The 22,777-nt window shown below is 67.0% G+C and carries 23 protein-coding genes, 1 tRNA gene and 1 pseudogene; 12 read left to right on the top strand and 13 right to left on the bottom strand.

Annotated elements, in window-relative coordinates:
- Positions 1-14 precede the first annotated feature (14 nt).
- The 4 genes from ACZ522_RS10375 to ACZ522_RS10390 form a co-directional block, all read right to left on the bottom strand.
- Positions 15-959 carry an ABC transporter permease gene (locus ACZ522_RS10375; protein WP_379692392.1) on the bottom strand — a complete coding sequence of 315 codons (945 nt, stop codon included), beginning with the start codon at positions 957-959 and terminating at the stop codon, positions 15-17.
- Complete coding sequence (locus ACZ522_RS10380; RefSeq protein ID WP_379692391.1) at positions 956-1,981, bottom strand: ABC transporter permease; 1,026 nt, start codon at positions 1,979-1,981, stop codon at positions 956-958. The genes ACZ522_RS10375 and ACZ522_RS10380 overlap by 4 nt, the downstream gene beginning before the upstream one ends.
- Before the next feature lie 23 nt (positions 1,982-2,004).
- Entirely contained in the window at positions 2,005-3,699 is a 1,695-nt protein-coding gene (locus ACZ522_RS10385) for an ABC transporter substrate-binding protein (protein ID WP_379692389.1), read from the bottom strand.
- Between the two features lie 105 nt (positions 3,700-3,804).
- A complete protein-coding gene (locus ACZ522_RS10390) occupies positions 3,805-6,276 on the bottom strand; it encodes an ABC transporter ATP-binding protein (protein ID WP_379692388.1) in 2,472 nt (823 codons plus the stop codon).
- Between the two features lie 93 nt (positions 6,277-6,369).
- Between ACZ522_RS10390 and ACZ522_RS10395 the strand changes: the two genes are divergently transcribed.
- The gene (locus ACZ522_RS10395) at positions 6,370-6,882 is read left to right on the top strand and encodes a DUF7529 family protein (RefSeq protein WP_379692387.1); all 513 of its coding nucleotides are present in this window, start codon (positions 6,370-6,372) and stop codon (positions 6,880-6,882) included.
- 18 nt (positions 6,883-6,900) lie between these two features.
- Here ACZ522_RS10395 and ACZ522_RS10400 read toward each other — a convergent pair whose 3' ends face one another.
- A complete protein-coding gene (locus ACZ522_RS10400; protein ID WP_379692386.1) occupies positions 6,901-7,776 on the bottom strand; it encodes a DUF5806 family protein in 876 nt (291 codons plus the stop codon).
- Positions 7,777-7,883: 107 nt separating this feature from the next.
- On the opposite strand from ACZ522_RS10400, the gene ACZ522_RS10405 reads away from it, so the two are divergent.
- Together ACZ522_RS10405 and ACZ522_RS10410 are read left to right on the top strand one after the other, a co-directional pair.
- On the top strand, positions 7,884-8,252 hold the full coding sequence (locus ACZ522_RS10405) for a universal stress protein (protein WP_379692385.1): 369 nt from the start codon (positions 7,884-7,886) through the stop codon (positions 8,250-8,252).
- The gene (locus tag ACZ522_RS10410) at positions 8,249-8,794 is read left to right on the top strand and encodes a GNAT family N-acetyltransferase (protein WP_379692384.1); all 546 of its coding nucleotides are present in this window, start codon (positions 8,249-8,251) and stop codon (positions 8,792-8,794) included. The genes ACZ522_RS10405 and ACZ522_RS10410 overlap by 4 nt, the downstream gene beginning before the upstream one ends.
- 36 nt (positions 8,795-8,830) lie before the next feature.
- On the opposite strand, the gene ACZ522_RS10415 is transcribed toward ACZ522_RS10410, so the two are convergent.
- Positions 8,831-9,289, bottom strand: a complete 459-nt coding sequence (locus ACZ522_RS10415) for a universal stress protein (RefSeq protein WP_379692383.1) — start codon at positions 9,287-9,289, stop codon at positions 8,831-8,833.
- Between the two features lie 101 nt (positions 9,290-9,390).
- Here ACZ522_RS10415 and ACZ522_RS10420 point away from each other — a divergent pair, with 101 nt between their 5' ends.
- Complete coding sequence (locus ACZ522_RS10420) at positions 9,391-9,858, top strand: universal stress protein (RefSeq protein ID WP_379692382.1); 468 nt, start codon at positions 9,391-9,393, stop codon at positions 9,856-9,858.
- 104 nt (positions 9,859-9,962) lie between these two features.
- Positions 9,963-11,216: a DHH family phosphoesterase gene (locus ACZ522_RS10425; protein ID WP_379692380.1), complete on the top strand. Its 1,254-nt coding sequence runs from the start codon at positions 9,963-9,965 to the stop codon at positions 11,214-11,216.
- A gap of 16 nt (positions 11,217-11,232) precedes the next feature.
- On the opposite strand, the gene arsN2 is transcribed toward ACZ522_RS10425, so the two are convergent.
- Genes arsN2 through ACZ522_RS10445 form a run of 4 tightly spaced genes read right to left on the bottom strand, consistent with a single transcriptional unit; the run spans position 11,233 to position 13,128 of the window.
- Positions 11,233-11,673, bottom strand: a complete 441-nt coding sequence (arsN2, locus tag ACZ522_RS10430) for an arsenic resistance N-acetyltransferase ArsN2 (protein WP_379692379.1) — start codon at positions 11,671-11,673, stop codon at positions 11,233-11,235.
- A 54-nt stretch (positions 11,674-11,727) separates the two neighbouring features.
- Positions 11,728-12,204: a DUF5807 family protein gene (locus tag ACZ522_RS10435; RefSeq protein WP_379692378.1), complete on the bottom strand. Its 477-nt coding sequence runs from the start codon at positions 12,202-12,204 to the stop codon at positions 11,728-11,730.
- 58 nt (positions 12,205-12,262) lie between these two features.
- Positions 12,263-12,697, bottom strand: a complete 435-nt coding sequence (locus ACZ522_RS10440; protein WP_379692376.1) for a DUF7112 family protein — start codon at positions 12,695-12,697, stop codon at positions 12,263-12,265.
- An 11-nt stretch (positions 12,698-12,708) separates the two neighbouring features.
- Positions 12,709-13,128, bottom strand: coding sequence for a 30S ribosomal protein S6e (locus ACZ522_RS10445; protein ID WP_379692374.1), 420 nt, complete (start codon positions 13,126-13,128; stop codon positions 12,709-12,711).
- A 137-nt stretch (positions 13,129-13,265) separates the two neighbouring features.
- Between ACZ522_RS10445 and ACZ522_RS10450 the strand changes: the two genes are divergently transcribed.
- On the top strand, positions 13,266-13,388 hold the full coding sequence (locus ACZ522_RS10450; protein ID WP_379692373.1) for a hypothetical protein: 123 nt from the start codon (positions 13,266-13,268) through the stop codon (positions 13,386-13,388).
- A gap of 92 nt (positions 13,389-13,480) precedes the next feature.
- Here ACZ522_RS10450 and ACZ522_RS10455 read toward each other — a convergent pair whose 3' ends face one another.
- From ACZ522_RS10455 to ACZ522_RS10465, 3 genes are all read right to left on the bottom strand, one after another.
- Positions 13,481-13,858, bottom strand: a complete 378-nt coding sequence (locus ACZ522_RS10455) for an Hsp20/alpha crystallin family protein (protein ID WP_379692372.1) — start codon at positions 13,856-13,858, stop codon at positions 13,481-13,483.
- Positions 13,859-14,001: 143 nt separating this feature from the next.
- Complete coding sequence (locus tag ACZ522_RS10460; protein WP_379692370.1) at positions 14,002-15,099, bottom strand: aminopeptidase; 1,098 nt, start codon at positions 15,097-15,099, stop codon at positions 14,002-14,004.
- 35 nt (positions 15,100-15,134) lie between these two features.
- Entirely contained in the window at positions 15,135-15,521 is a 387-nt protein-coding gene (locus ACZ522_RS10465; RefSeq protein ID WP_379692368.1) for a CBS domain-containing protein, read from the bottom strand.
- A gap of 139 nt (positions 15,522-15,660) precedes the next feature.
- Here ACZ522_RS10465 and gnd point away from each other — a divergent pair, with 139 nt between their 5' ends.
- From gnd to ACZ522_RS10495, 6 genes and pseudogenes are all read left to right on the top strand, one after another.
- On the top strand, positions 15,661-16,557 hold the full coding sequence (gene gnd / locus ACZ522_RS10470; RefSeq protein WP_379692366.1) for a phosphogluconate dehydrogenase (NAD(+)-dependent, decarboxylating): 897 nt from the start codon (positions 15,661-15,663) through the stop codon (positions 16,555-16,557).
- 187 nt (positions 16,558-16,744) lie between these two features.
- Positions 16,745-17,332, top strand: coding sequence for a 2Fe-2S iron-sulfur cluster-binding protein (locus tag ACZ522_RS10475; RefSeq protein WP_379692365.1), 588 nt, complete (start codon positions 16,745-16,747; stop codon positions 17,330-17,332).
- Between the two features lie 180 nt (positions 17,333-17,512).
- Positions 17,513-18,991 carry an MATE family efflux transporter gene (locus ACZ522_RS10480; protein WP_379692363.1) on the top strand — a complete coding sequence of 493 codons (1,479 nt, stop codon included), beginning with the start codon at positions 17,513-17,515 and terminating at the stop codon, positions 18,989-18,991.
- A gap of 102 nt (positions 18,992-19,093) precedes the next feature.
- Positions 19,094-19,166, top strand: a tRNA-Arg gene (locus tag ACZ522_RS10485).
- 264 nt (positions 19,167-19,430) lie between these two features.
- Positions 19,431-22,178, top strand: a complete 2,748-nt coding sequence (locus ACZ522_RS10490; RefSeq protein WP_379692362.1) for a glycoside hydrolase family 97 N-terminal domain-containing protein — start codon at positions 19,431-19,433, stop codon at positions 22,176-22,178.
- A gap of 116 nt (positions 22,179-22,294) precedes the next feature.
- Positions 22,295-22,516 (top strand): annotated as a pseudogene (locus tag ACZ522_RS10495) (alcohol dehydrogenase); the annotation flags it as partial.
- Positions 22,517-22,777 lie beyond the last annotated feature (261 nt).

The raw sequence follows: 22,777 nt of genomic DNA on the forward strand, positions 1-22,777 counted from the left end.
GGGTGGTCGAAGCGTCAGTCGATCGCTTCGCGCATCCGCGGGTCGAGTGCGTCGCGCATCCCGTCGCCGAGGAGGTTGAACCCGAGCACCGTCACGGCGAGGAACAGGCCGGGGAAGAACGACCACCACCACTCGCCGGTGAGGAGTCCCTCGTTCACGCCGTTCGCCAACATCAGCCCCCACGACGGCGACCCGGCCTCGGCACCGAAGCCGAGGAACGACAGGGCCGCGAGGTCGATGATAGCGAGGCCGAAGTTGAGCGTGCTCTGCACCGTAATCGGCGCGAGGCAGTTGGGCATCACGTGCCGGACGAGAACGCGGGCGTCCTTCGCGCCGAGGGCGACGGTGGCGTCCACGTACTCGTCTTCGAGCACTTTCAGGGCGGCACCGCGAACGACGCGGGCGAACCGCGGCGTGTAGACGAGCGTGAGTGCGGTCACGGCGCGCCACAGACCGAGGCTGTCCGGGAATATCGCCACGAGCGCCAACGCGAGCAACAGCGACGGGAACGCCAGGAACACGTCCATCGAACGCATGATGACGTTGTCCGTGATATCGCCGTAGTACGCGGCGATGACGCCGAGAGCGACGCCCGCGGTGGTCGAGATACCGACCGTGACCGTCCCGAACTTCAGCGCCAGCCACGACCCGTAGAGGACGCGGCCGAACAGGTCGCGCGCTTGGATGTCGGTGCCGAACGGGTTCTGAGCGGTCGGCGGTCCGAGACTCGGGTTCGTCCCGAACTGCGACTGCTGCAGTTCCGCGAGACTGGGCCCGAAGCCGAATATCGCGCCGAGGCGGGCGTACAGTGCGACTGCGACCATCGCGAGGATGAGGACGATTCCCGCGAGAGCGAGGCGATTCGACAGGAGGTCCGAGAGGAACGGCGACGCGCGCAGACGGCTCACGAGGCCGCGGTGCGTCGGTTCGGCGTTCTCTCCGTGTGTCTGTGTGCTCATTGTTCGATTCGTGGGTCGAGATACGAGTACGTCACGTCGACGCCCAGATTGACGAGCGTAAAGAGGAAGGCGAACACCAGAACCGTGCCCTGCACGACCGGGTAGTCGCCCACCTCGATGGCCTTGACGAGCATCGTTCCGATGCCGCCGATGCCGAACACCGTCTCGGTCAGGACGGCCCCGCCGAGGAGCGTCCCGAACTGGATGCCGATGACGGTGATGACCGGGATGAGAGCGTTCTGGAAGCCGTGCTTCATGATGGTTATCTTCGCGCCCTGCCCCTTCGCGCGGGCGGTCCGCATGTAGTCTTGGCGGATGACTTCGAGCATCGACGACCGCATCATCCGCGAGATGAGGGCCATCCCGTAGATGCCGATGACCGCCGCGGGGAGGAACATGTGCGACGCCGCCGAGAAGAACGCCGCGAAGTTCCCCGTCTGCAGGCCGAAAACCAGCGAATCGACGGTGATGAGACCAGTGTACACCGGCGGGTCGAACTGCGAGGCGATGCGGTTCGACGCCGGAAGCACGTTCAGGAACTGCGCGAAGAGCAGGATGACGAGCGGTCCGCTCCAGTATATCGGGACGCTGATTCCGGTGAGCGCGCCGATACGGGTGACGTGGTCCGTCGCGGTGTCCTGCTTGACGGCGCTTATCACGCCGGTCGGGATGCCGAGCAACACGCCGATGAGTTGCCCGTAAATCGCCAGTTCGAGCGTGACCGGCAGGCGGGCGCGCAGAATCGTCAGGACGGGCGTGCCTCGCTGGATGATGTAGGAGTTACCGAAATCCAGCGTCACGACGTTCAGGAGGAACTCGCCGTACTGGACCCACAGCGGGGCGTTCAGCCCGAGGTCCGACCTGACCTGTGCGACCTGTTCCGCCGTCGCTCGCTGCCCGGCGATGACCCGCGCGGGGTCGCCCGGACTCAGGTGCAGGATGGCGAACACCAACGTCGCCACGCCGAACAGCACCGGCACCAAGAGCAGAATCCGCTTTATGAGAAAGCGCTTGGAGACCATATGAAAAAGTGGCTATCGCGACATTACTTGAGGCTAACGAGGTTGAGGAACGGACCGCTGATGGGAGCGAGCACGAACCCCTCGACCGAGTTAGAGACGCCGCGCAGTTCCTTCGCGTGGTTCAGGAACACCCACGGCGCTTCGTCGTGGGCTATCTGAGCCGCCTGCTTGTACTTCTCCTCGCGCGCCTTCTTGTCGTACGTCGCCTGCGCCTCTTCGACGAGCGACATGTACTCGCGGTTGGCCCACGCGGCGACGTTCATCGTGTTGAACCCTTCCGCGTCGAAGCTGACCCAGTCCTGCCCCTCGGTGAGTGCGTCTTCGGACACCTGCGGGTGCAGCAACGCGTAGAAGAAGTTGTCAGGGTCGGCGTTGTCGGTGTACCATCCGAGGAAACACGCATCGTGCTTCCCGGAGCTGGTGTAGTCGAGGAACGGGTTGAACGACTGCTGGTTGATGTTGACTTCGAGGCCGATCTCCCCGAGGTTCGACTTGACCAACTGCGCCGCCTGAAGCGGCGAAGGGTTGTAGCCGCGGGGGTTCTTGAACGTCGCGAGCTCGAAGCTGAAGCCGTCGCCGTACCCCGCCTCGTCGAGGAGCGACTGCGCCTTTTCGAGGTCCTTCGGGTACGGGTCTATCTCCTCGTTGTAGCCGAGGACGTTGCTCGGGATGGGCTGGCTCGCCTCCTTGGCGATGCCTTGGAAGATGTTGTTGACGAGCGACTTCGTGTCGATGGCGTAGCTGATGGCCTGTCGGACCTTCTTGTCGCGGAAGGCCTCGACTTTCTCCATGTTGAACGCCATGTAACCCGTGTTGATACCCTCTTTCTCGACGAGTTTGGCGTTCGAGGAGTCCTCGACGACCTTCGACGCCTGCGAGCCGATGCCGTCGATGATGTCCGCGCCGCCGCTGTCAAGCGTCTGCGCGCGCGTCGTGTTGCTCTCGACGGTGGTGAACACGACTTCGTCCACCTTCGGCGCCTCTCCCCAGTAGTCCCCGTTCGCGGAGAGTCGGATCTGCTGGTCGGACGTGTCCCACTCTTCGAAGACGAAGGGACCGGTGCCGACGGGGTTGCTCTTCAGGTCGGTTCCGTGCTCCTCGATGGCCTTCTTCGAGAGCACCGAGGAGGCGAACATCGCGAGGTTGCGGAGGAACGGAGCGTACTTCTGGGACAGCTCCATCGTGAGTTTGTAGTCGCCGTCGGCCGTCACCTTGTTCACCCAGTCGCCGAGCGTGAACGGACCGTACGCCGAGGTGTAGGTGCCGCCGGGGTAGTGCTCGTAGTCCGGGTTGGTGAAGCGGTTGAACGTCGCGACGAAGTCCTCGGCGGTGAACTCCTCGCCGTTGTGGAACGTGACGCCCTCGCGGAGCGTGAGCGTCGCCGTCGTCCCTTCGAGGTTCCAGTCGGTCGCCAGCCCGGCCCGGAGTTCGCTCTTCCCGGGTGCGAACATGATGAGCTGGTCGTACATCTGGTTCATGACCTTCGTGTCCTCGCCGCTCGTCGTGTTCTGGGGGTCGAGCGAACCGGAGTCGTTCCCGCGGGCGAACGTCAGCGTCGTCGTGTCGCCGTCCTCGCCGGTTCCGGTGCCGCCTTCCGTTCCTTCGGGGGAGCCGGTTCCCGCCTGGTCGGGATCCGCGGCACAACCCGCGAGCGTCGCGGCCGCCGCGGCGCTTCCAGTCGCCTTCAGAAACGTACGTCTACCTATGTCACGGGGCATATTACCAGACATACGTAGTCGTTACCTAAATGTATCGATGTATTATATGACCAGAAAAGGGGAAGAGTGAGCCGACGTGTACAATACGCCCGCGGGGCAGGTCCGTTATCGGTCGTCGAGGTGGCACGCCGCCGGATGCTCGTCCTCCGAGAGGTGCGGCTCCGACCGTTCGCAGACGCTCTCGAACCGGTCGCGGAGTCGGTCGGCCGCGGTCTCCCACTCGCCGGCGGCGACGGCGTCAAGCGCGGACTCCACGACGGCGCGGTTCTCGCCCGCGAGCGGTTCGGTGAAGAACCGGTCGTAGAGGTGGTCGGCGACGGAGCCCGCGGGGACGCCGCCGTCCGCGGCGGTGGCGGCGGGCGTCTGCTCGGGCGGTTCCCCGCCCGCCCCTTCGGCGGCCGCCTCGCGGGCCGCTTCGAGGTCTATCTTCCGGTCTTCGACGCGTTGGCGGAGGTCCATCACCTCGCGGTAGGCCGCCTGTTCGATGTCGATTTCCGCGGGCGGGATGACCGCCGGACACCGCGTCCGGAAGTGACACCCCGAGGGCGGGTTGATGGGCGACGGCACGTCGCCTTCGAGGATGACGCGGTCGGTGTCCGCCGTCGGGTCGGGGACGGGGATGGCCGACAGGAGCGCCTGCGTGTACGGGTGCCGCGGGTCCTCGAAGAGGTCGCTCGTCGGTGCCGTCTCCACGACTTCGCCGAGGTACATCACGGCGATCCGATCGCAGATGTGGCGGACGACCGAGAGGTCGTGCGCGATGAACAGGTACGTCAGCCCGAACTCCTCCTGCAGGTCTTCCAGCAGGTTGAGAATCTGCGCTTGGACGCTCACGTCGAGCGCGGAGACGGGTTCGTCGCAGACGATGAAGTCGGGGTCGACGGCGAGTGCGCGGGCGATGCCGACTCGCTGACGCTGTCCGCCGGACATCTCGTGCGGGTACCGAGTCCGCTGACTCGGGTCGAGCCCGACGGCTTCGAGAAGTTCGTTCACGCGGCGGCGACGCTGGTCGCGTCGGTTCTCGCCGTCCCGAGGCGACTCCTCCGGGAGGTCGTGTATCTTCAGCGGTTCGGCGATTATCTGGCCGACGGTCATGCGGGGGTCCAGACTGGACATCGGGTCCTGGAAGATCATCTGGAGGTCCCGGCGGCGTTCTCGGAGTTCCGACCCTTCCAGGTCGGTGAGGTCCTCGCCCGCGAAGACGACGCGGCCCTCGGTGGCGTCCAGTAGTCGGAGGATGGTCCGGCCCGTCGTCGATTTACCGCAGCCGGATTCGCCGACGAGGCCCAGCGTCTCGCCCTCGTAGATGGAGAGGTCGACGCCGTCCACCGCCTTCACGCTCCCGCCGTCGAACCCGAGCCACTCGTCGAGGAGGCCGTCGGCGCGCGAGAAGTGCTTCTTCAACCCCTCCGCGCGGAGGAGTTCCTCGCCGATATCGCTCTCGGTGTCGGATAACGCGTCGCCGTCGCCGTACTCGCTCTCGTCGAAGTCCTCGAAGATGCACTTCGCGCGGTGGTCCACGCCGTCGGACCCGTGCTGGAGGTACGGTATCTCTCCGCTGGTACACTCCGCCGTGGCCCACGGACACCGGGGAGCGAAGTGGCATCCGTCGGGCATGTCGATGAGGTCCGGGACGTTCCCCTCGATGGGCGTGAGCCTGTCTTTCTCCTCGGTCGGGATGGACTCCAACAGCGCGTAGGTGTACGGGTGCGAGGGGTTCCGGAATATCTCCTCGACCGGCCCCTCCTCGACGATTTCGCCCGCGTACATCACCGCGACGCGGTCGCACGTCTCGGCGACGACGCCGAGGTCGTGCGTTATCATCAGCATGGACATCCCGAGGTCGTCCTGCAGGTCGTTGATGAGGTCGAGAATCTGCGCCTGGATGGTCACGTCGAGCGCCGTCGTCGGTTCGTCGGCGACGAGCAGTTTCGGGCGACACGCGAGTGCGATCGCGATGAGCACTCGCTGTCGCATTCCGCCCGAGAACTCGTGCGGGTACTCGTCGACGCGCGCGGTGGGTTCGGGGATGCCGACCTCCGAGAGGACCTCCACGGTTCGTTCGACGACCGCCTCGTCGAGTTCGCCGCCGCCGACCTTCGGCAGAATCTCCCGGACCGCGTTCAGCCACGAGTCCTTCTTCCGCCCGCCGTACTGGTGGAGTCGGAGGCTCTCGGCCACTTGCTCGCCCACGGTGAGCGCGGGGTTGAGCGAGGTCATGGGGTCTTGGAATATCATGCTCATCTCGCCGCCCCGAATCGACCGGAGGGCCGATTCCGGCGCGGCGGTGATGTCTATCTCGTCGCCGTCGACGAACTGCGGGTCGCGGTACGTCTCGCGGAGTTCCTCCGCGAGGGAGGGCGACGTGAGCGTCACCTCGCCGCCGACGACTTCGCCGGGGTCGTCCACGAGGCCCATCGCGGAAAGCGCCGTCACGCTCTTTCCGGAGCCGGATTCGCCGACGAGGCCGACCGTCTCGCCTTCGTCGATTTCGAGATCGACGCCGTCTACCGCCTTCACGCGACCTCGTTCGGTCGCGAACTGCGTCCGGAGGTCCGAGATGGAGAGGAGAGGCATTGGCACACAATCTCTGCCTGATTCGCAAATACCTTTGCAATTGTGGAAGTCGGGAGTGGAACACTTTTCCGCCGCGACGGACCAACTGGAGGCATGGACGACCCGAATCCGGAGGAGGAGGCGGCGCATCCGCTCTCCGGCGTGATGCAGTTCTGGGACGACGTCGTCGGGGACGCCGAGGCGACGGCCGAGGAGTACCGCGAGGCGGGGTGGGACGTGGTCGAACTCCACCCGGGCGACGTGACGCCCGTGCCCGCGATGCTCGACGCCGAACCGTCGGCGGAGTACGGGTTGAACGTGCTCGTTCCGGGAGACGAGTTCGACACCGTCGAGGATATCGTCGGGACGGCCGAGTTCGACTCCTACGACGCGTACCGCGCCGAACGCGGCGGAACGGTCTTCCTCGTCGTCGCGATGCTCGCGGAGGAGTCGGGCCGAGCGGTCACTATCCCGATGTACTACCGGACGAAGGAGGCCGCGCCGATGCTCGAACGGGCGGCCGACGCCGGCGAGATGCGGGTCATCGTCCGGCCCCTCTCGAACGACAAGCGCGTCGTCTTCGAACAGCGCGATCCAGATTCGTTGTTCCCCGAAGAGGGCGCGTAGGGCGTCCCTGACCCTCGCTCAGTCGTCGCTCGCGTCGTCGCCCGCCAGTTCCTCCTCGCGGAGTTCCGCGCTGGCCTGCCTGACTTCGCGCATGACGCTGGAGATGCGTTCCTCGGCCTCCAGTTCGTCCTCGACGGAGAGGTCGACGCCCTCGACTTCGAGGAGGAACTTCGCGATCTCGGAGACCTCGTACATCAGTTCGTCGAGTTCCTCGGCCGTGAAGAAGCCCGACATCGCGCCGTAGAGGAACGTCGCGCCGGACTTTCGGACCTTGTCCTCGAACGAGGAGCGGGCTTGGTTGACCGCCTGCGGCGTGTACGTGTCCGTCATGAACGGGACGAGTTCCGGGAGGTTGTTCCCTATCTTCGTCATCTCGACGCCCGTCTCGGTGCGGAAGTCGGCGCAGAGGCGCGCGATGGCCCACTCGCGGGCGGTGACGTACGTCCGGTCGCGCAGGAACTCGTTGACGCGGTCGTACTCCGCGCCGTCCATCTTCTTGAACCGCGCGTACTTCTGCACGTCGCTGGGCGGGGTGTCGGCGGCGCCGCCCGCGGTGGCGTCGTCCGTAGCGTCCGCAGCGTCGGCGGCGTCGGCGTCGCTCCCGTCGTCGGTGCCGGTCTCGGCGTCTCTCGCGTCCGTATCGTCCGCGGCGGCGTCGTCGGCCTTCGCGTTCGCCTCGTCGACGGTCTCCACGGCGTCCGCCGCGTCGCGTTCGGCGGACCGTTCGTCCGCCCCGATTCGACCGTCGTTCGCTTCCGTTCTGGCGTCGTCTCGGCCCCGTTCGGGCGTCGGTTCCGCCTCCTCGTCGCCCGCCGTCCCGGGGGGTGAGGAACTCCGCTCGTCGCCCTCGTTCGCCGGCGTCTCGTCGGCGGGTGTCGGGTTCTCGTCGCTCATACGCGGGGTTCCCCGGCGTCCCGGAAAAGGGTTCCGTCGGCGGGGTCCGCGGCCCGCGGGGGGCTTACGGGCAACTGTTTTCTACCGGCCCCACGACATAGCCTGCCATGAAGGTTCTCTTGGGAATCGGGGGAAGCGACGACTCGGTTCGGGCGTTAGAGGAGACGGTGTCTCGCACCGCGGTCGCGGACGACGACCTGACCATCGCGATCGTGGACAACCCGGCCTCGGACAGATCGAAGGACGAACTGGAGGAGACGGCCCGCCGACTCCTCGAAGAGGAGGGGATCGACGCGGAGATTCGGCGACTCGAAGGCGACCCGGGGAGTCGCCTCATCGGCGTCGCCGAGGAGGAGGGGTTCGAGAAGATCGTCCTCGGGGGGGGCAAGCGGAGTCCGATGGGCAAGATAAACATCGGCGGCATCGCCGAGTTCGTCCTGTTGAACTCCCACGTCACCGTCTCGCTAGTCCGATGACTCCGGAGCGACGCTATCCGGGCGAACCCGCCGGGCCGTTCGAGGCTCCGCCGCGGTCGTTCGAGGACCGCGAGGGCCGGGAGATCGAACTCCGGGCGTACGACGGGTCCGAAGCGGAGTTCGAGGCGCTCGTCTCGATGTACCTCGAATTCGACCCGGCGGACCGGGCGCAGGGCATCCCGCCGGGACAGGAGAGTCGGGTCCGCGACTGGTTGGAGAACATCCTCGACGAGGAGTGTCTGAACGTCGTCGCGTGGGACGGCGAGACGGCCGCCGGGCACGCGACGCTCGTTCCCGACGGCGACGCGTACGAACTCGCCATCTTCGTGCTCCAGGGCTACCAGGAGGCCGGCATCGGGACGAAGCTGATGCGCGTCCTCCTCGGTCACGGATACGAGTCCGGCGTCGAGAAGGTGTGGCTCACCGTCGAACGGTGGAACCGCGCGGCGGTGAGTCTGTACAAGAAGATAGGCTTCGAGACGACCGACTCGGAGAGCTTCGAGCTGGAGATGGCGCTCAGACTCAACGAGAGCGAGTCGTAGGGCCGAACGGCGGCGTTCCCGGCCCGGCGGCGCGCCTCACACCGACAGCACGGGCTGCGTCGCGTACAGCAGGACGTACTCCGCGGCCTTCGCCAACACCTCGCCGGGGTCGCCCGAGATGGGTTCCCGCGGGACGACGACGAAGTCCGCGTCGAGCTCCTCGGCGGTGTCGAGGACGACGCTCCCCGGGTGTCGGATCTTCATCTTCGTCGAGAAACCGTAGGCGACGGAGGTAGCGAGGTCCACCTCGTACTCCGCGGCGATGTCTTTCGTCGTCTGCGTGATGGCCTCGCCGTCGGCCGCCACCTCCTCGTCGTCCACGGCGCCCGTCTCTATCGCGCGGACGACGTCCCCGCCGAGGACGTGAACGGCGTGAACGCCGGCGCCGTACTCGGCGGCGATGGCGCAGGCGCATTCGACGGCGGCGGCGGATTCGTCGCTGCGGTCGACGGGGACGAGGACGAGGTCCACGTCCAGCGGACGGCGGTCGGTCATATCCGCCCATGCGACGGCCGACGGGAAAAAGCCTCACCTCCGCGTCCCAGTAGCGATAACCACGGCTTGGATTTATACCGCCCCCGGATGAAATCTCGCCCATGTTCGACACCATCGTCATCGCGACGGACGGGTCCGAGAGCGTCCGCCGGGCTATCGACGTCGCGTTGGACCTCGCGGACCGGTTCGACGCGGCCGTCCACGTCCTCTACGTCGTCGACGAGAGCGAGGTGGATTCCTCGCCGGAACGACTCCGCGACGAGATGCGCGACGCCCTCGCGGACCGCGGCGAACAGGCCCTCGCGGAGGTGCAAGAGGAGACGGACCGCGAGGTCACCACCGCCGTCGTGGAGGGCCGCCCCGCCGGCGTCATTGGCGACTACGCCCGCGAGAGCGACGCCGACATGGTGGCGATGGGCACCCGCGGCCGCCACGGCGAGAACCGCTTTCTCATCGGCTCCGTCGCCGAACGCGTCGTCCGGACCTGTCCCGTCCCGGTGTTGACCGTCCGCCAACTGGCCGAAGACGAGTCCGCAGACGGACCGGCCGGGACGCCCGAGACGGCCTGAACGCCGGTCGTCGCCGACGCTGACGTCACCGCCGACGGGGCGCGGACGGGGGAGGGTCGAACGGGACCACCGCCGTTTTCACTCCCGGCCCCGTCGCCTCGCGTATGGAAGACGAACTCATCGACAGTTCTCGGCTCTCGCTCTCGCGGAAGTCCCAACTTCCGGGCGCGGGGTTCTTCTACCCCGACTCGCTCGACGAGGACCGCTCCGAGGAGTTGGTGAAGGAGGCCGTCGAGGGCGCCGAAGTCGTCGTCGTCGCCGACACGGACGCCGACGGACTCGGCTGCGTCGCCCTGCTTCGGGAGGCGTACGGCGCGGCACTCGACCCCGAACCGTTCGAGGAGGAGATCGCGGAGCGAATCGAACGGTTGGAGGGGACGGCCGACCCCGAGGACGAAGACGAGGAGGCGGAGGTCGAGGTGCCGGAGGAAGAGGAGGTCGCCCCGGGGTCGGCCGTCGCCCTCGTCGGGTCCGGCCCCTACTCGCTCGAGGACGAGTTCGACAACGTCGCCGAGTACGCCCCGGAGGGCGTCGACGTGTTCGTCTGCGACCTCTGTCCCGACAAGTACGAGTACGTCGAGGAGGAACTCGACCGACTCGTCGAGGCGGCCTCGGAGGTTCGCTGGTTCGACCACCACCAGTGGAAGGACGACGTGGCTGACGCCGTCCGCGACGCGGGCGTCGAACTCGTCGTCGGCGAGTCCGACGAGGAGTGCAGCACCGACGTGACGCTTCGCTCCCTCGACTACGAGTTCGACGACCGGTTCGCCGAACTCGCCGAGGTCACGCGCGACCACGACCTGTGGATACGCGAGGACCCCCGGAGCGACGACTTGGCCGACTACGCCTACTGGGCGGACGCCGAGGAGTACGTCACCGTCGTCGGCGCGCACGGCGCGGACCTGCCGGACGTGGCCGCCGAGTTCGTCGAACTCCGGCGCGTCGAGAAGGAGCAACTCGTCGAACGCGCCGTCTCGCGCGCGGAACTGAAGTCCGTCGGCCCGTGGACCGTCGGCGTCACCTACGGCCGGTGTTCGCAGAACGAGGTGGCCGAGGCGCTTCGAGAGGAGGGCGCGGACGCCGCCGTCGTCGTCAAACCCGCCGGAAGCGCCAGCATCCGCGGCACGGAGAACTTCGAGCTGTGCCACGAAGTCGCAGGACAGGTCAACGGCGGCGGCCACCCGAAGGCGGCGGGGTGTAAACCCGACATCTACGATGACATGCTCGACTACGCCAACCACTGGACGACGCGGGGAAGCGCCGCGAAACGCGTCATCCTCGCGGCGTTCGAGCGAGTCGCGGAGCGGGCGGAACAGGGCGTCTACGACGAGGACGAGGGTGTCGAAACCGACCGCTGAGCCGTCCGACCGGGAATCACAGCGACTTCCTCATGCAGACGGCCGACGCGGGACAGAGCTCTTCGAACTCGGTCGTCCGCCGGATTTCGGCGGGCGCGTCCGCCCGTTCGAGTTCCTCGTACCCCCTGCCGGCGAAGAACACGGCGGCGGTGGTCGTGAGGAGATACAGCGTCCCGACGCCCGCATCTCGGGCCTCCGCTTCGAGTGCGTCGCAGAGCGCCGTCCCGTACCCCTCGCCCCGCGCCGACTCCTCGACGGCGACGGAGCGGAGGAGGCCGGAGTTTTCGTACGTTTCGACGCCGCCGACGCCGAGGGCGTCGCCGTCCGCGTACCCGACGTAGAAGCAGTCCGGCTTCGACCGCACGTCGCGCGACGGCAACCCGTTCGCCTCCAGTAGCGTCTCGACGTACGAGAGGGAGTCTGCCGCCCCTCGGAGCGTCACGGTCGGTCCCTGCATGCGAGAGAGTATCACCCGAAGCGACAAATACGTTGTCCAGGTCGTCGAACTCGTCTACCGCGCCTCGGCGGGTTCGTCCTCGCCGGGTTGGACGCCCGTCTCTCCTTCCTCGCCGACGACCCACCGATCGGAGTAGTCGGTCCCGCAGGTGCAGTGGGCGTAGGCGTGGACCACGTCGCCGCGTTCGTACAGGCCGCCGACGCTCTCGTTCCGTTCCTCGGCGAACGCGAAGATGAACCGCGTCTGGTGGTTCTCGTCGGGTTCGCGGTTCGGGCACTCGCCGCCGCCCAAGTCGCGTTCGACGTGGCTCTTCGTCCCGGTGGCCTGTTGGGCGAACTCCATGGCGTCCATGCCGGTTCCGGCGGCGAACGCGCGGCGGCCGTCGTCGCCGTCCACGACGAGGACGTAGCCGTTCTCCACCTCCTCGCCGAGGTTCGGCAGTTTCCCCTGACTGTCGAGATACTCGTGGGTGAGAAACAGCGCGACGTCGTCGGTGCGTTCGCCCGCGAGGAACTCCTCGAGTTTGCTCATACTGTCTCTGACGCACGGAGGCGTAAAAAGCGCCTGAACTCGGAGACGAACGACCGGACTACCCGTCGCCGCCGAACCTCTCGGCGATGTCCGAGAGCGAGGCGTTCGGCCGCTTCGGAACGGAGTAGACGGTCCGTTTGCCGGGTTCGCGCAGGCCGTAACAGAACCCGGGTTCGAGTTCGTCGAGTTCGACCGCCGACCCGGGGCCGCGACCCGTCTCCGAACACCACTCGGCGAGGCGGTTCTCCCCCTCGCCGGGGTTCCGGGCGAGTCGCTTGTTGTCGTACGCGCCGCGAACGAGACGGCCGGACGCGTCCGCATCGACGCGGGCGTGGTAGTGCCCCCCGCCGACGAGGAGGCGAATCAGGTCGCCCTCCCCGACGTCCGCCCCGTCGGGGAGGCGGAGACAGGGCCGTCGGGTCCCGCCGCTACGCGCGATGTTCGCGCGAAACGTCGTGACCGAGGCGTGGTCGCTGGGGACGCGTTCGGACACGAGTCAGGTCGTTACTCGTCTTCGGCTTCGGCTTCGGCGTCGCCTTCGTCGTCGCCCTCGCCGAGGGCGGCGGCGACGTCGCCGTCCCCGCCGACGACCTTCGCGTTTATCTGTGCGGTCTCCTCGGAGACCTGACGGCCGCGGACGGTGACGCGCTTGCGTTCGCCGTCGCGGTTCGGCTTGTAGCCGACGCCGCCCTCGAGGAGGAGTTCCTTGAGGTTCGGGCCGGCGACGTTGTCTCGCATCGGGCGTCCGGCCTGGTCGGAACCGCCGGTGAGTTCGAGCGTGAAGCCGTCGAGTCCGACGGGTGCGCCGTCTACCTCGTCGCCGATGTCGCGGCCGAGGAATCGGTTCGCGTCCTGTCCGTCGACCTCGAACTGGTAGGTGTTCCCGGTGTCGGGGTCGGAGACGACAACCTTGAAGTCTGCCATGGGTGGAACGAAACGACCGCCGATAAAAAGTACGTCGAAAGCGACTCCGGCCCGCGACGGCGCCGACAGGTCGGAGTTCGGTACACTCACCGCGAGGCACGATAACGATTAACGCACACAAACGCGTACCCGACGGCATGACGGACTCGTTCGACCGGTCGCTGTGGTACGAGTGCGCGCGGTGCGACTTCCAGTCGGAACCCGGCGACCCCACGACCGTCTGTCCGCGGTGCGGAGCGACGATGCGGGCGCTCGACTGAGAGGACGAGGCGGCGTCGAGATACTGATCGCTACCGGGAGTCAGCGTCCGAAAAAATCGGCGTCAGAGCGGGCAGGCGGTGTCACCGGCCGGTCAGCCCTCGATGGGGATCTCGGTTCCGCGGGTCATCTCGCCCTCGATGGGCAGGCGGACTTCGAGGAGGCCGTTGTGGTAGGAGGCTTCGGCCTCCTCGGGGGCGACCCGCTTGGGCAGGCGGAACGACCGGTGGTACGTCTTCTTTCGACTGCGCTCTTCGTCGACGTGTTCGGCCGCGACGGTCAACCGACCGTCGTGCCACCGAAGGTCTATCTCCTCGGGGCCGAACCCCGGCACGTCGATGCTGAGGACGAACGCGTCGTCCTCCTCGTACAGTTCGTACCCCTCGTCGGGTCGGTTGGCGAACGGTCCGTCCAAGAGGGTTCGTCCGGGAAGGTCGAGACCTTGCGTCCAAGACGTGGTCGTCGGGAGCATCGGTCTCACCTCCGAGTTCGGGCGATAATTGCCGCTCGGAGAACTAAAATCTTCTCCGACATTTTGCGCCAAAATACCGAAATAAGGGGTGAGATCCGCCTAGAAGGCAAAAAGGGGGTCCTATATCGGTTTGATTCTCGCGGTCACTCCTCGAAGCCGTCCTCCCACCGGAACGTGCCGTCGCGTTGGACGACGTCGCCGTCCACTTCGAGTCTGGAGTCCTCGCTCACGTCAGTTATCATGTCCGCGTGGACGGCGGAGGAGTTGCCGTCCTCGTCCTCGGGGAGACAGGAGTCGTACGCGCGCCCGACGGCGAGGTGGACGGTGTCGCCCATCTTCTCGTCGAAGAGGATGTTGTCCGTGAAGCGGTCGATGCCGCGGTTCATCCCGATGCCGAGTTCGCCGAGGCGGCGCGCGCCCTCGTCGGTATCGAGGATGTCGCCGAGGGCGTCCTCGCCCGTCTCGGCGGCGTAATCGACCACTTCGCCGCCCTCGAACGTGAGGTGGACGTTTCGCACGCGCGTGCCCGAGAGCGTCATCGGCACGTCGAAGAACACCTCGCCCTCCGGGTCGTACGGCGCGGTGAACACCTCGCCGGAGGGGAGGTTGTGGGAGTCGTAGGCGACGGAGGCGGCGGAGTTGACGGCGGTGCGGCCTTCGATGGACATGGACAGGTCGGTACCGTCGCCCTTCCGGAGTCGAACTTCGCTCCCCTCGTCGAGTACCTCCTTCATCTTCGCCATCTCCTCGGCCAACGCCTCCCAGTCGCGGAGGACGGCGTCGTAGACGAACTCGCGGTACTGTTCGACGGACATCCCGGCCTGTTGGGCCAGCGAACGGGTGGGGTGGACGGTGGACACCCAGTCGGTGTCCAGGCGGGCCTCGCGGACCGCCTCATTCGCGCGGGAGGCGGCCTGTCGCGTCTCGCCCGGCACGTCCGCGGTGGCGAAGGTGTTGCGGCCGCCGCCGAGGAACAGCACCGAGTCGGCGTTCTCGTAGAGGGCGAGTTCGTGGTCTGCGGTCTCGAAGTCGCCGTCGTGGGCGCGGAGGTACGCGCGGGACACCTCGTCGGAGGCGTACGTCGTCACGACGTTCGCGCCGCGTTCGCCCAGTTTCTCGGCGACGGCGACGGCGAGTTCGTGCGCCCCCTCGGCGACGCTGACGACCACGTCGTCGCCGGGTTCGACGCGCGCACTCCAGTCTACGAGAACGTCGGCGTGTTCTCGGATGCGTAGGTCCATACCGGCGAGTCGCCCGCGGCGGAGAAAAAATCTCCTCACTCGGTGAGTTCGAGCAACGCGTCGAACTCCCGGGCGTATGCCGCCAACAGGTTCTCGAACGTGACGACGCCGGCGTACTCGTCGCCGTCGTCCACCACGATTGCCGCCCGGACGTCCCGCCGGGCGAACAGGCGCACGAGGGCCTCACGGTCGGCCGTCTCCCGAACGGTCACCGGGTCCTCGGCGACGAGGTCCCCCACCGACATCTCGCGCACGTCCTCGTCGGCGACGACGGCGCGGCCGATGGTCTCCGGCGTGAGGAGTCCCAGCGGTCGGTGCTCGTCCACGACGACGACGACGTCCGCGTCGCGGGTTCGCATCGCCGCCGCCGCGTCGGCGACCGTCGTCTCCGGTGCCGCGGTCAGCGCGTCCGTGCGTGTCAAATCCCCGAGCATATTGGAGACTACGCTCTGAACGTCCATAGGCGCGACGGGCGTTTCCGGGGCGGGAGCGGAGGCCCGAACGCCGGCGCCTCCCCCGCGAATCGGAACCACTACCTCCCCCGCCGATGGACGGCCACCCATGCAACTGGGCGTCATCGGACTCGGCCGCATGGGTCAGATAGTCGTGAACAGAGTCGTAGAGGCGGGCCACGAAGTCGTCGCCTTCGACCTCAGCGCGGAGGCCGTCGCGACGGCCGCCGACGCGGGAGCGACGCCCGCCGAGAGCGTCGCCGACCTCGCGGACCGCCTCGGCGACGACAAGCGCATATGGCTCATGGTCCCCGCGGGCGAGGCGGTGGACGCGACGCTGGAGGAACTGGCGCCCCACCTCGACGCCGACGACGTGGTCGTGGACGGCGGCAACTCCCACTTCGAGAAGTCGGTCCGCCGCGCCGAGGAGACGGAGGCGGCGTACCTCGACTGCGGCACCTCCGGCGGCCCCGCGGGCGCGGAACTCGGCTTCTCACTCATGGTCGGCGGCCCGCAGTGGGCGTACGAGGAGATGACGCCCGTCTTCGACGCCGTCGCCACCGGCCCCGACGGTCACGACCGGATGGGCCCCGCCGGGTCGGGCCACTACGTGAAGATGGTCCACAACGGCGTCGAGTACGCCCTCATGCAGGCGTACGGCGAGGGCTTCGAACTCCTCGCGAACGGCCGGTACGATTTGGACCTCGAATCCGTCGCGCGGACGTGGAACAACGGCGCGGTCATCCGGTCGTGGCTGTTGGAACTCTGCGAGGAGGCGTTCCGCGAGGAGGGGACCGACCTCGGCGACGTGGCCGACCACGTCTCCGGCGGGTCTACCGGGACGTGGACCGTCCGAGAGGCCCTCGAACAGGAGGTTCCGGTTCCGCTCATCTATCAGTCCCTCGCCGAACGCTTCGGCAGTCGCGACGAGGCGCGGTTCTCCCGCCGTCTGGCGAACCGCCTCCGGTACGGCTTCGGTCGGCACGAAGTCGTGCGCGAGGAGTAGGTCGAAGGGGTCGCTCCGGGAGCGAAGCGAGCGCGTTTTTGGTCCACCGTCAGAGTGAAACCCTGACGAGCCTCGGCTCGCTACGTTCGCCAAGACAGATTTTCACCGATCGAGCCCGCGACGCGGGCGAGCGCAGCGTAAAAGGTGGATCATAATTTCCTTAACCCCCGACTCCGTAGCGCCCCTCATGGTCGAAATCAACCTCGTGGGTCTGGGTCTCGGCGCGACTCTGACGCTCGTCACGGTCGCCCTGCACTTCTCTCGGGGCACCGAGTGGCAGTCCAGCGCCGACATCTCCCAAGAGGTCCTCGAACGTCGGGCGAGTACCGTCCCGGAGACGGACTTCCCCGAACCGATGAACCGGTCCATCGGCGGCGGCGGTGTCGCGGCGGGCGCCGTCGGCGCGGGCGAAGAGGGCGCAGAACTCGAAGACAGCGACGGCGAGGACTCCGGAAGCCCGGCGGACATCCCCGAGGACGAAGTCGAGTACTTCGAGGTGGAGTTCGCCAAGCAGGGCGAAACCGTCGAAGTCGCCAACAACAAGACCGTCCTCGAATCCGGCGAGGACGAGGGATGGGACCTCCCGTACGCCTGCCGGCAGGGCCAGTGCGTCTCCTGCGCCGGCCAGATTACCTCGGGCGGTAACTCCGAGGACTACGTCGTCCACGACGACCAGCAGATGCTCGACGACTCCGAACTCGGCGAGGGGTACACGCTCACCTGCGTCGCCTACCCGCGCGCGGACTTCACCATCGAGACGGGCGAAGCCCCCTAACGCCGGGACGCGATTCCCGAACGACCCCGAGGTTCTCGTTTTTCCGATTCCAACGCCGAACGACCGCCGACCGCGGAGCGTCCGCCGCCGGTCGTCCGCAGCGCGTTTCGATTCGAAACATCCGGCAACCTATTCGACTATCGACGGGTTGAAACTGAATACCGTCGTTCGTACCGTCCAGTGCCCTCCAATCCCGCAACGGGCGGCGGGTCGCTCACCGAGGGCGGCCTGAAGCGCCCGATATTCGCCCTCGCGTGGCCCATCATCGTCACCGAGTTACTGCAGGTCGCGTACAATCTGGCAGACACCGTCTGGCTCGGCCGCCTCTCGACGGACGCCGTCGCCGCCATCAGCCTCGCGTTCCCGCTCATCTTCCTCCTCATCTCCGTCGGCGGCGGGTTCACCGTCGCCGGGAGCACCCTCGTCGCGCAGTACACCGGGGCCGACAGCGAGGCGTCGGCGGGAACCGTCGCCGGGCAGACGCTCGGGTTCATCACCCTCATCGCCGTCGTCGTCGGCGTCCTCGGCTTCTTCGCCACGGACGCCATGCTCTCGGTCCTCCCGAGTTCCCCCGCCACGGCCGCTCAGGTCGTCCCGATGGCCGCCGACTACATGCGCATCTTCTTCCTCGGCCTCCCCGCGCTGTTCGGCTTCTTCGTCTTCTCGGCGCTGATGCGCGGGTACGGCAACACCCGCGCGCCGATGGCCGTCATGTTCGTCAGCGTCCTCGTCAACGTCGTCATCGACCCCGTCTTCATCTTCGGCTTCGAGTCGAACCCGCTGTTCGGGATGCTCGGCGTCCCCGGCGTCGAGACGGCGCTTTTCGCCGCCACCGGCTTCGCGGGGTGGGGCATCGAGGGCGCGGCGTTTGCGACGGTGCTCTCCCGCCTCGTCGCCACGATCATCGGCGTCTACATCATCTTCTACACGAGCGCCGGACCGGACGTCTCGCCGTCCGACTTCCGACCCCGGCCGAAGGTCGTCCGGAAAATCGTCCGCATCGGCGTTCCGAGCGCCGTCGAGCAGTCCGCCACCGCCCTCGGGTTCATCACTCTGACCGCGATGGTCGTCACGTTCGTCCCGGAGGTGTTGGCGGCGTACGGCCTCGGCAACCGCCTCGTCTCTCTGGTCTTCCTCCCGGCGTTGGGACTAGGGCGGGCGACGAACACCATCGTCGGGCAGAACCTCGGGGCCGCGAAGCCCGAACGCGCCGAACGCGCCGTCTGGATGGCGGTGAAAGCCGGGTCGAGCGTGATGATACTCATCGGCGTCGTCGCGTACGTCTTCGCGGAACCCATCGTCGGCGTCTTCATCGGCACAGGGACGGACGCCGCCGCGCGGACCGTCGCGTTCGGGGCGGACTACGTCCGCGTCCGTGCGTTCGAGTTCGGCTTCATCGGCCTCCTGCAGGTCGTTCTCGGCGCGTACCGCGGCGCGGGCAACACGAAGACGGCGCTGGCGTTCTCGCTTTTCGCCCTCTGGCTGGGCCGCATCCCCGTTGTCTACTACCTCTCGTTCGTGCGGGACTTCGGCGAGACGGGCATCTGGATCGGGATGGCCGTCGGCCAGATTCTCGGCGCCGTCGCCGCCGGCCTGTGGTTCACCCGCGGGACGTGGAAAGCGGCCGTCATTGACCACCCGCAGGCGACGAAGGAGTAGCGGCGGCCGACGACGGAGGGACGCGACGCCGAGACTCCTCGACCCGGACGGGGTCGGGGTTTTCATAACCGTTATACTGCGCGATGGTGTACGGATTGCCGAGGGCCCGTAGCTCAGCGGACAGAGTGCTTGGTTCCGGACCAAGATGTCGCGGGTTCAAATCCCGTCGGGTCCGTTCGGCCTTCGGCCTCACTCCCCCGACGGAGTCACGTTCGCTGACGCTCCCGTGACTCCCGTCGGGTCCGCTACTTCTGCGACGAACGGACGTGAGGAACGAAGTCGCGACAGCCGCGGGATTCGAATCGGGGAGCGAACGGCGGCCACCGCAGCCTCTCCCGTTTATCGCCTGAACTGACAGTTCCAGAACATATTGAACTCTCATTGAATTTGTGCAATGATGTGAAAATCATTTATCATATTTCCCGGAGAGGTTGAGTTCATGTCACGTGATTGTAACGACACGTCCGGTTCGCTTCTCGAACGACGCGAATTCGTCGCCGGCGCGGCGGCCGTCGGGGGACTGACGTCGATCGTGTCCGGAGTGGCGGCGGAGCCGATAGAGAGCACCGAACGGAGCGACCGAGCGAAGGTACAGTCGCTCACCTCGCCCGGCGGCGACGTCGAGGTGACGTTCGAGTTGGTCGACGGGACGCCGACGTACGCCGTCACGTACGGCGGTCGGACGGTGGTGGACCGGTCGACGCTCGGACTCGCCTTCCGCGACGCCGCGCCCTTGGACGACTCGTTCGAGGTGACGGGCGTGGAGCGTCACAGCGCCGACGAGACGTGGGAGCCCGTCTGGGGCACGAGCGACTCGATTCGGAACAACTACGAGGAACTGGCCGTCGGCCTCCGGGAGACGGAAGGGTCGAAGCGGTCTCTGAACCTCCTCTTCCGCGCCTACGACGACGGTGCCGCGTTCCGGTACGCGCTGCCCGAACAGGAGAACCTCGGCTCGTTCGTCATCACCGACGAGCGGACGGAGTTCGCGTTCGCCGACGACTACGCGTCGTGGTGGACTCCGGACGACTGGGAGAACTACGAGTACCTGTACGAGGAGACGCCGCTGAGCGAGATCAAGCCGACGCCCGAGAAGGGGTCGGAGGTGGACGGCGCGAACACGCCGGTGACGATGCGCGTCGGCGACGAGGCGTACATGAGCGTCCACGAGGCGGCCCTGACCGACTACGCGGGCATGACGCTCACCCGCGCCGACGGCGACCCGACAACGTTCGAGAGCACGCTCGTCCCGTGGCCCGACGGTGAGTCGAAGGTGAAAGGCGAGGCGCCGCACGTCTCGCCGTGGCGGACGTTCACCCTCGGGTCCGACCCGGGCGCCCTCGTGGAGTCGGACCTCATCGTCAACCTGAACGATCCCAACGAGTTGGACGACACCGACTGGATAGAGCCGCAGAAGTACATGGGCATCTGGTGGGAGATTCACGTCGGCAAGTCGACGTGGGCGCCCGGTCCGGACGTGGGCGCTACGACCGAGAACGCCAAGCGCTACATCGACTTCGCCAGCGAGCACGGCATCTCCTCGCTCCTCGTGGAGGGGTGGAACGTCGGCTGGGAGGGCGGGTTCGACTCGTGGAGCAACCCGCCGCACGAGTTCTCGTTCACCGAGTCGACCGAGCACTACGACCTGCGGGAGGTCGTCGAGTACGGACAGTCGAAGGACCCGAGCGTGAACATCGTCGCGCACAACGAGACCGGGGGCGGCGTCGGCAACTACGAGGACCAACTGGAGGAGGCGTTCTCGCTGTACGAGGACCTCGGTATCCACGCGATAAAGTCCGGCTACGTCAGCGAGGAGGGACTGGACATCGACGGCGAACGCTACCACCACCACGGCCAGCGGATGGTGAACCACTACCGCCACGTGACGAAGAAGGCCGCAGAGCACGAGATCATGCTCAACGTCCACGAACCCATCAAACCGACCGGGGTGCGGCGGACGTACCCCAACCTCATGACCCGCGAGGGCGTGAGCGGACTGGAGTACGAGAACTTCCGGCCGCAGGGGAACCCGCCGTCGCACACGCTCACGCTCCCGTTCACGCGGATGGTGGCCGGACCGCTGGACTACACGCCGGGCATCTTCGACATCCTGTACGAGGAGTACGGCAACACGCGCGTCCACAACACCGTCGCGCGCCAACTCGCTCTCTACCCGATGCTGTTCAGCGGCCTCCAGATGGTCGCCGACATGCCGGAGCACTACGACGACTTGGACACCTTCGAGTTCATCGAGCAGGTTCCGGCGGCGTGGGACGAAACGGTCGCGGGCGCGGCCGAAATCGGCGATTACGCCACCATCGCCCGCCGCAAGGGGGAGGAGTGGTTCGTCGGCACCGGGACGGACGACACCCCGCGCACGCTGTCTGTCTCCCTCGACTTCCTGAAGAGCAATCGGAAGTACGTCGCCGAGGTGTACGCCGACGGCCCCGAGGCCGACTACGAGTCGAACCCCGACGAGGTCGCCTACTACGAGTTCCTCGTCTCGGCCGACGACACCCTCCACGCGTCGATGGTCACCGGCGGCGGGCAGGCCGTCCGTCTCCGTCCCCCCGAAGACGGCGAGCAGTCCGAGATATCAGCGTACGAACCGCCGTCCTACGAGTACGACACGCCCGTCGTCCCCGAGGGGGTGATGGCCGGCGAACCGTTCACCGTCTTCGTCGAGGCGAGCAACGCGGGCGGCATCGTCGGCGGTAAACGGATGACGCTCAGCGTCGACGGCGAGACGGTCGACGAGACGTTCGTCCGCGTCGGCGCCGGAGAGGAGACGCAGGTCGAGTTCCCCCTCCGCCTCTCGGAGACGGGCGACCGCGAGGTGACGATGGACGTCGTCGACGGCGACGCCTCGTTCTCCGAGACGGTGACGGTCACCGAACAGTCGGCGGAGTTCCGGATGCTCTCCTACGAGGGCTTCGAGGTGCCCGACGAGACCACGGTGGGCCGCCAACTGGAGATTCCGGTGACGGTGACCAACACCGGTGACGAGGAGAGCCTGCAGGTGGTCAAACTCACCGTCGACGACGACGTCGTCCGGACGAGCGGAGTCGACCTCGAACCCGGCAAGTCGACGGACCTGACGTTCCTGCACACGTTCGACTCGCCCGGCGAGTACGAGGTAGCCGTGGAGGACCTCGACCCGCAGACGGTGACGGTGAACGTGTTCTGAGTCGCCGACCACGGCTCGGAGCCGACGAGCGTCACCGTTCCGCTCTTCGACCTCCGCCTCGTTAGTCCCGACGTAGATTGCCCACGGTTGTGGACCTGCGGCCGAACCGTGCCACCATGCGCGTGGCAGCGTTCGGTGAACTCACCGGACCGGACGGAGCGAGTCTCATCGACCGACCGACGCCGGATCCCGGACCGGGGGAGGCCGTCGTCGACGTCGAAGCGGACTTCATCAACCGACACGGCCTCTGAATACTGGAGGGTGACCCCGCGATGGTCGACACCGACGACCTGCCGTTCGTCAGCGGGCTCGACGTCGCCGGCGTCGTCCAGTCCGTCCTGACGCTCACGTGACTCCCGTCGGGTCCGTTCGGACTCGCTTCGCTCACTCCTCCGACGTAGTCACGTTCGCTGACGCTCACGTGACTCCCGTCGGGCCCGTGGTGCTCCATCCGGATTCGGATAATACACTGCCGCAAGGACGAGTCCGGCGATAGAGCAGTACTTCGACCTGTGAACGGTCCGCCGCCGGGAGGTTACCGATTCCGAGTACACCGGATGCAACGGTCGTCAAACCGCAGTAGAGGAGCATACACCGTT

The sequence above is a fragment of the Halopelagius fulvigenes genome (genome assembly GCF_055398025.1).